Annotated in this window: 9 protein-coding genes and 1 pseudogene; 5 read left to right on the forward strand and 5 right to left on the reverse strand. The window is 70.3% G+C overall.

Annotated features, from left to right (window positions below):
- Positions 1-173: 173 nt before the first annotated feature.
- Complete coding sequence (locus tag Q1K70_RS20540; RefSeq protein ID WP_300164053.1) at positions 174-1,304, reverse strand: glycosyltransferase; 1,131 nt, start codon at positions 1,302-1,304, stop codon at positions 174-176.
- A gap of 172 nt (positions 1,305-1,476) precedes the next feature.
- Here Q1K70_RS20540 and Q1K70_RS20545 point away from each other — a divergent pair, with 172 nt between their 5' ends.
- A complete protein-coding gene (locus Q1K70_RS20545; RefSeq protein WP_300164056.1) occupies positions 1,477-1,674 on the forward strand; it encodes a hypothetical protein in 198 nt (65 codons plus the stop codon).
- 61 nt (positions 1,675-1,735) lie between these two features.
- Positions 1,736-1,960, forward strand: coding sequence for a hypothetical protein (locus Q1K70_RS20550; RefSeq protein ID WP_300164059.1), 225 nt, complete (start codon positions 1,736-1,738; stop codon positions 1,958-1,960).
- A gap of 57 nt (positions 1,961-2,017) precedes the next feature.
- Here Q1K70_RS20550 and Q1K70_RS20555 read toward each other — a convergent pair whose 3' ends face one another.
- Both Q1K70_RS20555 and Q1K70_RS20560 read right to left on the reverse strand, forming a co-directional pair.
- Positions 2,018-2,404: a hypothetical protein gene (locus tag Q1K70_RS20555; protein ID WP_300164062.1), complete on the reverse strand. Its 387-nt coding sequence runs from the start codon at positions 2,402-2,404 to the stop codon at positions 2,018-2,020.
- Positions 2,401-2,592, reverse strand: a complete 192-nt coding sequence (locus tag Q1K70_RS20560; protein ID WP_300164065.1) for a hypothetical protein — start codon at positions 2,590-2,592, stop codon at positions 2,401-2,403. Before Q1K70_RS20560 ends, Q1K70_RS20555 begins: the two co-directional genes overlap by 4 nt.
- A gap of 507 nt (positions 2,593-3,099) precedes the next feature.
- Between Q1K70_RS20560 and Q1K70_RS20565 the strand changes: the two genes are divergently transcribed.
- Genes Q1K70_RS20565 through Q1K70_RS20575 form a run of 3 tightly spaced genes read left to right on the forward strand, consistent with a single transcriptional unit; the run spans position 3,100 to position 7,104 of the window.
- Complete coding sequence (locus Q1K70_RS20565) at positions 3,100-4,365, forward strand: HDOD domain-containing protein (protein ID WP_300164068.1); 1,266 nt, start codon at positions 3,100-3,102, stop codon at positions 4,363-4,365.
- A 10-nt stretch (positions 4,366-4,375) separates the two neighbouring features.
- On the forward strand, positions 4,376-4,915 hold the full coding sequence (locus Q1K70_RS20570) for a tetratricopeptide repeat protein (RefSeq protein ID WP_300164071.1): 540 nt from the start codon (positions 4,376-4,378) through the stop codon (positions 4,913-4,915).
- Positions 4,916-4,965: 50 nt separating this feature from the next.
- The gene (locus Q1K70_RS20575; protein WP_300164074.1) at positions 4,966-7,104 is read left to right on the forward strand and encodes a PAS domain S-box protein; all 2,139 of its coding nucleotides are present in this window, start codon (positions 4,966-4,968) and stop codon (positions 7,102-7,104) included.
- Between the two features lie 15 nt (positions 7,105-7,119).
- On the opposite strand, the gene Q1K70_RS20580 is transcribed toward Q1K70_RS20575, so the two are convergent.
- Both Q1K70_RS20580 and Q1K70_RS20585 read right to left on the reverse strand, forming a co-directional pair.
- Positions 7,120-7,668 carry an isochorismatase family cysteine hydrolase gene (locus tag Q1K70_RS20580; protein ID WP_300164077.1) on the reverse strand — a complete coding sequence of 183 codons (549 nt, stop codon included), beginning with the start codon at positions 7,666-7,668 and terminating at the stop codon, positions 7,120-7,122.
- An 86-nt stretch (positions 7,669-7,754) separates the two neighbouring features.
- Positions 7,755-8,381, reverse strand: a pseudogene (locus Q1K70_RS20585) (SGNH/GDSL hydrolase family protein); the annotation flags it as partial.

Below are 8,381 nucleotides of genomic sequence, written 5' to 3' on the forward strand. Positions count from 1 at the left end.
CGGGGGAAACGTTCTGGCCGGCTTTGCGGCCTGCGGTTTGCCCCCGATTCCGCCGCCAACAGGTCCGGGGCACCTCATACCGACGTTCCCGCTTCTCCACCACCCGCACCGTCGACGGGGTTCGGGGTGGATCATCCCCCCCGATGGGGCTTGGGGCAACGCCCCAATCTTCCCTATCTTCCCTCCGCCTCTCCCCCTGCCGTCATCACTCCCTCGGCCACCCGCCGCATCTTCTCCACGAACACCGCCGCGTCGAACGCCCGCGCCCGCTCCAGGCAGGCCGGACGCATGGCCAGCGCCGTGGCCGCGTCCAGGGCGGCCACGCCCCGGGCCACGTCCTCGGGGCCGGGGTCCGGGGGCAGCAGGATGCCGGTCTGGCCGTCCAGGACCGTCTCGGTGAGCCCGCCTTCGCGCACGCCCAGCACGGGCTTGCCGGCGGCCATGGATTCCACGGGCGAGATGCCGAAATCCTCGTCGCGCGGAATGTAGATGGTGGCCAGACAGGTGCCGACGAGGCGCTTGAGGTCGGCGTCGGCGGTCCAGCCCCGGACGTCGATGTTGGGACGGCCGGCGGCCAGGGCGCGCACGCGCTCGAGTTCCGAGCCGCCGGAGACCACGACCAGCCGCTTGTCCGGCAGGTCGCGGAAGGCGCGCACGATGACGTCCACGCGCTTGAGCACATCCACCCGGGCCGTGGAAAGGTAGAAGGGCTGCTGGCCGAGGTCGGGAAAGGCGGCCGTGTCCACGGGCGGATGGACGACCACGGCGGGCAGGCCCAGGAAACGTTCGATGCGTCGGCGCACGGTCTCGGAGTTGGCGACGATGGCGTCCATGGCCCGGGCGGCGCGCTCGTAGGCCCGGCGGTAGCCGGCCAGGAGCAGGGCGTAGAGGGGCCGGCGCGCGGCGCTTTGGCGGCGCATGTAGAAGTCGCGGTGGTCGTAGAGGATGCGCGGCGGGGTGTGGCAGTAGAGAATCTGCGGCGCGTCCAGGCGGGCCTGGGACAGCAGGCACAGGGAGCCGCTGTGGAGGGCCAGGGGCGCGCGGCGGCGCGGCAGGCCGGCGAAGGCCAGCCGCATGGCCAGGGTCCGGGACAGGCGGGCGGCCAGGGGATGGCGGCGGGCGGCGTCGAGGCTTCGCGGCGGCGCGTCGAAATAATCGGGCGGGAAGGCTGCCGGGTCGTATTCCCCGGCCAGCAGGTCGGCCCCGAAGGCCCGGGCCAGGGTCACGGCCACCTTCTCGCCGCCGCCGGGAAAGGCGAAGGCGTCGTGGAGCACCAGGGGGCGGTGGTCGGGGGTCCGGGTCATGGCTTTTCCTTGGCGGCGTCGGCCGGCCGGTCGGGGATAGCGTGGCCGGCGGCGTCTGGCAATGGGGCAATGGGCGGGCGATGGTGGTCGATGAGCGACCCGGGCCTTGCCCTGGCGGCCGGGCATGGTAAAGGGAAGCAAAACGCGCCAGGCGCGCGGCAAGGAGGCGGCCATGGCCTTTATCGACAGCATGGTCCTTGGCGGCGTGGAATGCGACTACGACCCCGAGACGCATATCGCCCTGATCTATTGCGCCAATTGTTCGGAGCGCAACGAGGTGGAAGTCTGGATCGGCGACGACGGGGAACCGGAATACGCCGGATTCGTGTGCGGCAAGTGCGGGGCGTTCAACAGTCCGGCCGTCGACTGAGGTTGCCGGCGGGGGCCTCCTCGGCTACACCTCGTCCCACGAACGACAAGGCGAGGGGAGGATGCGCCGCATGGAGGACAAGGGGCTCGCCTATTACCTGGAAAAAATCCAGCAAGCGCCAAGCTACCAGGATCTCGTGTTCTTCCGCAATCGCGTCTTCGACGCCGTGGAAGCCACGCTTTCGCCCGAGGACGTGGAGACCATCAAGCGCGCCTGGACTGACCGGGCCAAGGACGAGAGCCTGCCGGTGGTGCCGGCGGGCCAGAAGAAGGTCGCGGGAAGCTGATCACCCTCTTCGGACCGCCGTCTGGGCGCGGGCGTCGCGCCCAGACGGCGGTCGGCCTCAGGAGCCCGCGCGCCGCTTGAGGTGCAGGGGGATGTTGGGGCCGGTCTTGGGCGAGAACACGGCCTCGGCCTCGTCGGGGCCGGTGAGGGTGCCCTTGAGGAGATGGCCGCTGCCGTGCTGCGCGGCGAAGTCGGCCCCGAGGATCACGCCGGCCACGTGGTAGGTGTTCTTGCCACCGCCGACGTCGGGAATGACCACCACGCCCTGGATCATATCGCCCTGTCGCGTGAAGGTGGCCGTGACCTCCTGGCCGAGGACCACGGCGGTCCAGTCGCCGGCGATGTCGGGCTTGCCGGCCGGGGCCTGCGCCTGCGCCAGGGCCGGCAGGGCCGCCGCCAGGCACAACAGGGCGCACAGGGCCACGGCGGCCAGGGGCCGCCTCACAGGAGCCCCTCGCGCCGCATGAGGGTCAAGAACTTGGTCCGAATCGCTTTGAGTTCCATGACGACCGATTCCACCTGCATGTAGTGGCTGGAGAACTTGACGGCTCCGTCAAGTTCCCGCTGCCGTTTGGCCAACCGCTGGTTGACGAAATCCAAAAAGGCCTGCGGGCCCGAATCCTTGTTTTCCAAAAACTGCTCCGATTGAGATACGTCCGGGGCCTTCCGGCCCGTGACCAACGCCGGAGGCGAGAGCCGCCAAAGCTTGTCCTTTCAGGCTATATCCAGGAATCGGGGCGTGTTCAAGACCTTCCGGCCGGGACGTCGCCGAAAAGCGGAAGCCGCCCAGGCCCAGGGAGTGGCCCAAGCGGCTTCCTAAAAAGGCCGTGGTGGCGTGTTGGGGGAGGAGGCTAGGGGGTGGCCGCCACGGCCAGGTGATTTATTGCGGTGTGGTTTCGGCTTGCGCCCACCGCACTCACGCCCTTTCTTGAGCAAATCCCGGGCCAACGCCGCCACGCCGGGAGATATAATTTTTCATAATTAAATTCAACAAGATACAGCATATGCCAAACCTATGGCAACAGAAACATCCCGAAGAAGCAACCTGCGGACTTTTCTTTCGATTAGCTTTATTACAATCTTAATCCCAGGCGTCGCAAGCCATGGTGGCGACGACGGCCCAGCCCGGAGGCGGTAGCGGTGGTCAAGGTCCACATCGACGACGTGGAGCACGGCATGGTGGTCGGCCAGGACGTCAGCGGCCAGCAAGGCATGCTCCTGCTGCGGCAAGGCGGCGTCATTTCCGAGGAGAACCTGCGCGCCATGCGCGCCTTCGGCGTGCGCGACGTGGACATCGTCTCCGAGGAGAGCCTGCCCGACGACGCGCCCTCGGAACAGGAAAAGGCCGCGCGGCGCTGCCGGGAGCTTTTGACCACGCGATTCGCCGCCCTGGACACCGCCTCGCCCTTCGGCCAGACGGTGTTCGAGCTGGCCGCGCGCCGCACCGCCGCCCGCGCCCTTTCCGAGGGATGCAACCTCGACACCGCCTGCGAAAAACCCTCCCTGCTCGGGTTCGCGCCGGAATCCCAGCTCTTCGGGCCGCAGCGCATCGATCCGTCCAGCCTCGTCACGGGCGACGTGGAACTGGCCACCCTGCCCGAGGTCCACGTGCGCCTGCTGCGGGCGCTGCAATCGGACAAGACCTCGGGCCGCGAACTGGCCGAACTCATCAGCCGCGACCCGGGATTCGCGGCCAAGCTCCTGCGGCTGGTCAACAGCCCCCATTACGGCTCCCGCGCCCCGGTGGACTCCATAACCCGGGCCGTGGACATGGTCGGGCGCAAGGAGCTGACCACCCTGGTCATGAGCCTGGCGGCGCTGCAGGCCTTCGACGACATCGAGCCGGGCCTGTGGGACATGCGCGCCTTTTGGGGGCATGCCGCGGCCTGCGCCGTGTACGCCTCGCTTTTATCCGCCGCCTGCCCTGGCACCTCCCCGGAACGGGTGTTCGTGGGGGGGCTGCTCCACGACCTGGGCCAGCTGGTGATCCTGCGCAAGCTGCCGGCCGCCGCCGGCCGGGCGCTCCTGCTTTCGCGCGTGGAGGGCCTGCCCGACGCCGAGGCGGAAACCGCGGTGCTGGGCTTCGATCATGCGGCGGTGAGCCGGGCGCTTCTGGCCAGCTGGCACTTCCCCGAGAGTCTGGTCGCCATGGCGGCCGACCACCACAGTCCTTCCGGCGACCCCGCTTCCCGGGAGACGGCAATCGTCCACGTGGCCGACATCCTGGCCACGGCCTTCGCCTGGCCGCCCTTTTGCGGCTCGCCCGTGCCGGCCCTGTCCGAGGCGGCCTGGCGTTCCCTTGGCCTGCCGGAAAGCATCCTGGCCGAAGCGGCCGAAACCGGCGACGCCCGCATCCGCGACACCGAGTCCCTCTTCTTTTCCCGCCCGGGCAATCCGCCCCAATAAAGGAGCCTCCATGGCCAGCGACGACCGCCCCACCGTCTCGCGCCGCAATCTCGTGCGCGCCCTGCTCGGCCGCGACACGCCAAAGCCCCGGCAGGAGCCGGCGGCCGCCACGGACCGGCACGTCGCCGGCGACGCGGCCTACGCGGCCGGGGACTACGCCGCGGCCGTGGCCGCCTACCGGGTCTCGGTGCGGGGCGACCTCTCCAACGCGGCCGTGCGCCTGCGCCTGGGGCACGCCCTGTACGCCACGGGCCAGCACATCCAGGCCCGGGTGGAATTCGAGCACGTGCTGCGCCTTTCGGGCAGAACGGTCCCGGCCGCCCAGTTGTTGCTGGCCCTGACCCTGCTCGCCCTGGACAAACGGGAGAAAGCGGCCCTGGTCCTGGCCGCCTTCGCCGACCCGGACCGGCCGGAACTCGAGCAGGCCGCCCGCGAGGCCTCCGAAAAGCTGGAGGCCGGCGCCATTCCCGATCCGACCGCGTTGCGCCGGGAGCTCCAGGCCCTGGCCGAAGCCACGGCCCTGACGCCCGAAGCGCCCGCAGCAGCATAAATTTTGCCGAAGCCGTTGCCGCAGAGTTGCGTGCACGCTATGGTACACGCATGGACTCCCATCCGTTCGGCCGCCGCATCCGGGAAAAGCGCCTGACCCTGGCGGCCGGCGATCCCGAGTATTCGCTGCGCCGACTGGCGGTGCGCCTGGGCATCCAACCGTCCTACCTGAGCCGGCTGGAGCGCGGTGCGCCGCCGCGTCTGTCCGAGGCCCACATCGTGGCCCTGGCCGAGGCCCTGGACGAGCCGCCCGACGCCCTGCTCGCCCTGGCCGGCAAGATCCCCTCCGACGTGCGCGAGGCCCTGCTCGCCCGGCCCGAGCCCCTGGCCGGCCTCATCCGGGACATCACCGCCCTGCCCGGCCCGGGTTCCTCGCCCTGGGACGACCTGCGCACCCTGGCCTCCTCCTTCCGCGAGACCCAGCGCCTGGCCCGGGTGGGCAGCTTCAGCCGGGACCTGCTCACGGGGCAGGACTTCTGGTCCGAGGAGTTCCAGCGCATCTTCGGCCTGCCCACCGGCAGCCCGGTGCCCACTTTCGAAGGCTTTCTCGCTCTCGCGCATCCCGACGACCGCCGGATCCTGACGAAAGTGCGGGAAGCGCTCTTCGCCAAGGAAGGCTCCCTGCGCTACGAGTACCGGTTCCGACGGGGAGACGGCCTGTGGCGGCACGCCAGGGCCGTGGCCCGATCCGAACGCGACGCCTCGGGCCGCACCACGCGCATCTACGGCACGGTCCAGGACGTGACCACCGAGCGGCAGGCCCTGGACAACCTGCGCTCCATGGCCCGCTTTCCCGAGGACAACCCCCATCCGGTGCTGCGCTTCGGCCGGGACGGCAAGCTGGCCTACGCCAATCCGGCCGCCACGCCGCTTCTCGACGCCTGGGGCATGGCCGTGGGAGCCATGGCCCCGTCGCATCTGGTCGCGGCCGTGCGCGGCGCCCTGGAAACCGGCGCGGCGCAGCGCCTTGACCTCGTCGTGGGCGAGGGCCTTCTGGAAATCACCCTGTGCCCGCTGGCCGGCAGGGAAGCCGTCAACGGCTACGGCCGCGACGTCACGCTGGAACGGCGGGCCGAAAAAAAGCGCCATGCCTTCGACTTCCGCTTCCGCCAACTCTTCGACGACGCCCGGCTGGGGCTTTTCCAGTCCTCGCCCGCCGGCCGCATCCTGGCCGTCAACGGAGCCATGGCCAAACTTTTCGGCTACGACACGCCCGAGGACATGCTCGCGGCCATCGGCCACGACGCCTCCCAGGTCTTCGTGGACCCGGAACAGCGTTCGCGGATCGTGGAACGGCTGCGCCGCGAAGGGGAAGTGGCGCGCCTGGAGGTGGTCAACAAGCGGCGGGACGGATCGAGCTTCATCGGCCGGCTGCGCGTGCGGCTGGTCGAGCAGGACGGCGAGCAGGTGGTGGAAGGCTTCGTGGAGGACATCACCGAGCGCAAGCGCACGGAAGAGTCGCTGCGCGCCCGGGAGGAACGCCTGCAAACCCATCTGCGCAATTTTCCCCTGCCGACCCTCACCTTCGTCCTCAGGGGCCGGGACCTGGTGCTGACCGAGGCCAACAAGGCGGCGGAGGCGCTTTTCCGGGGCCGCATCGCCACCGGGATCAACGCGGCGGCCGGGGTCGTCTTCGAGGAGGCTCCGGACGTCTACCTGGCCCTGTGGAACGCCCTGGAAGCCCGCCGCACGGGCCGCAAGCGACTGACCTTCCGCCCGCCGGGCGCGGCCGCGCCGGGCGTCTTCGACATGACCTTCGTCCACGCCGCGCCGGACACGGTCATGCTCCACGCCGAGGACGTCACGGCCCTGGAGCAGGCCCGGGAGGACGTGCGACGCACCCTGGAACAGATGCGCGCCATCCTCGACCACGTGCCCTACGCCGCGAGCCTCGTGGGCACGGACGGCCGCACGCTCTATCTCAACAAGGCTTTCGAGGACATCGTGGGCTACACGCTCGCGGACGTTCCGGACGCGGCCGCCTGGCTGGCCAAGGCCTACCCGGACCCGGGACTTCGGGCCCGGATCGCGGCCGACTGGCAGGCGACCCTCGGGAAAACGGGGCAGCGCGTCTATCCGGTGCGTTGCGGCGACGGGGTCACCCGGGCGTTGGAGTTCACGGCCGTGCCCCTGCCCGACGGCAAGATGCTCCTCACCATGCGCCCCACCGACGAGTCGACCGTCTGCTGACAGCGGAGAACGAGTTCAGGCGAACCGGGCGAGCACCCGTTCGGTCGTGGCGAATGCGGCTCCGGCCTCGGCCATGGCGGCCAGGGCCCGCTCGCCGTCGCCAGGCGTCAGGTCCACGGCGGCCACGGCGTCGGTGACGACGGTCACCTCGAACCCGGCGGCCAGGGCGTGCAGCGCCGCCTCCTTGACGCAGTATTCCGTGGCCACGCCGACGACGTAGAGCCGGCCGGCCCCAAGGGCGCGCAGCAGCGCCCCGGCCCGGGGCACGTCGAAAAGGGACAGGGCGTCCTTGTGCACCACGACGTCCCCCGGCCCGGGGGACAGGGCGTCCACCACGCGCGCGCCCGGGGTGCCCATGACGCAGTGCACGGGCCAGTGGGCGAACTCCCCGGAATCCTCCGGGTGGGCGTCGTTGTCGTAGACCACGGCTGCGCCGGCGGCCCGGAAGGCCCGGCGCAGCCGGGCGATGGGGGCGACCACGCCCGCCCCGGCCGGGAAATGGAGCCTGCCCCCGGGCTCGATGAAATCGTTGAGCATGTCCACGATGAGCAGCAGCTTGTCCATGGCCTGTCCTCCCATCGGATCGTCGCGCCGCCTTCGGCGACCAAAGGCCGGAGGGAATACGCTTTTCGGACCGGAGCCGGCGGGCCTCAGGGCGTCGCCGGCGGGGGCGCGAGGATGGCCTTTCGCAGCAGGCCGGCCATTTCCGCGTCCAGGGCCACGTTGGCGTGGCTGTCCACGCTGTTGACCACCATGGAGGCCGGGTCGCGGCCGGCCAGGACCGGCGTCAGGTCCACGGTCTCCACGCCCCGCTCCCGGAAATACGCCGCCACCCGGGCCGTCATGGGCGCGGTGCCGGCCACGTCCACCAGGCTCGGAATGATGAGCGCGATCAGGCGGACATGGCGCTCGCGGCACCAGTCCACCACGGAATCGAGCTCCCTGGCGTGCTCGCCCCAGACGGCCGGATCGGCGTAGGCGGCCCGCAGCCTGTCCCAGAAGCCCTTGGCCGCGTCGTCCAGGTTGCCCATGCGGGCCAGCCGCCAGTAGACGAAATTGGCCAGGGCGAAGTGGTCCACGAGATAGCGCGTGAAAGCGGTCTTGGGAAACTGGATGGTAAACGGCAGCGGGAAGTGGGCCTTTTCCGCCGCCCGGTAGATGTCGTTGACGAAGTAGGCCAGGACCACGACGTCCGGGGGAACGGGATAGGCGCGCAGGGCCTCGTCCTCGTCCACGGTGTCCCAGCCGATCTTGGCCGCGTTGGCCACGCGCCAGCC

Origin of the sequence: Solidesulfovibrio sp. (assembly GCF_029978005.1) — a bacterium.
GTDB lineage: Bacteria > Desulfobacterota > Desulfovibrionia > Desulfovibrionales > Desulfovibrionaceae > Solidesulfovibrio.

What these genes read in the sequence shown, in the direction of transcription:
- Q1K70_RS20540 (WP_300164053.1), bottom strand. Translation starts at nt 1,304, where the DNA reads ATGACCCGGACCCCCGACCACCGCCCCCTGGTGCTCCACGACGCCTTC.
- Q1K70_RS20545 (WP_300164056.1), top strand. Translation starts at nt 1,477, where the DNA reads ATGGCCTTTATCGACAGCATGGTCCTTGGCGGCGTGGAATGCGACTAC.
- Q1K70_RS20550 (WP_300164059.1), top strand. Translation starts at nt 1,736, where the DNA reads ATGCGCCGCATGGAGGACAAGGGGCTCGCCTATTACCTGGAAAAAATC.
- Q1K70_RS20570 (WP_300164071.1), top strand. Translation starts at nt 4,376, where the DNA reads ATGGCCAGCGACGACCGCCCCACCGTCTCGCGCCGCAATCTCGTGCGC.
- Q1K70_RS20575 (WP_300164074.1), top strand. Translation starts at nt 4,966, where the DNA reads ATGGACTCCCATCCGTTCGGCCGCCGCATCCGGGAAAAGCGCCTGACC.
- Q1K70_RS20580 (WP_300164077.1), bottom strand. Translation starts at nt 7,668, where the DNA reads ATGGACAAGCTGCTGCTCATCGTGGACATGCTCAACGATTTCATCGAG.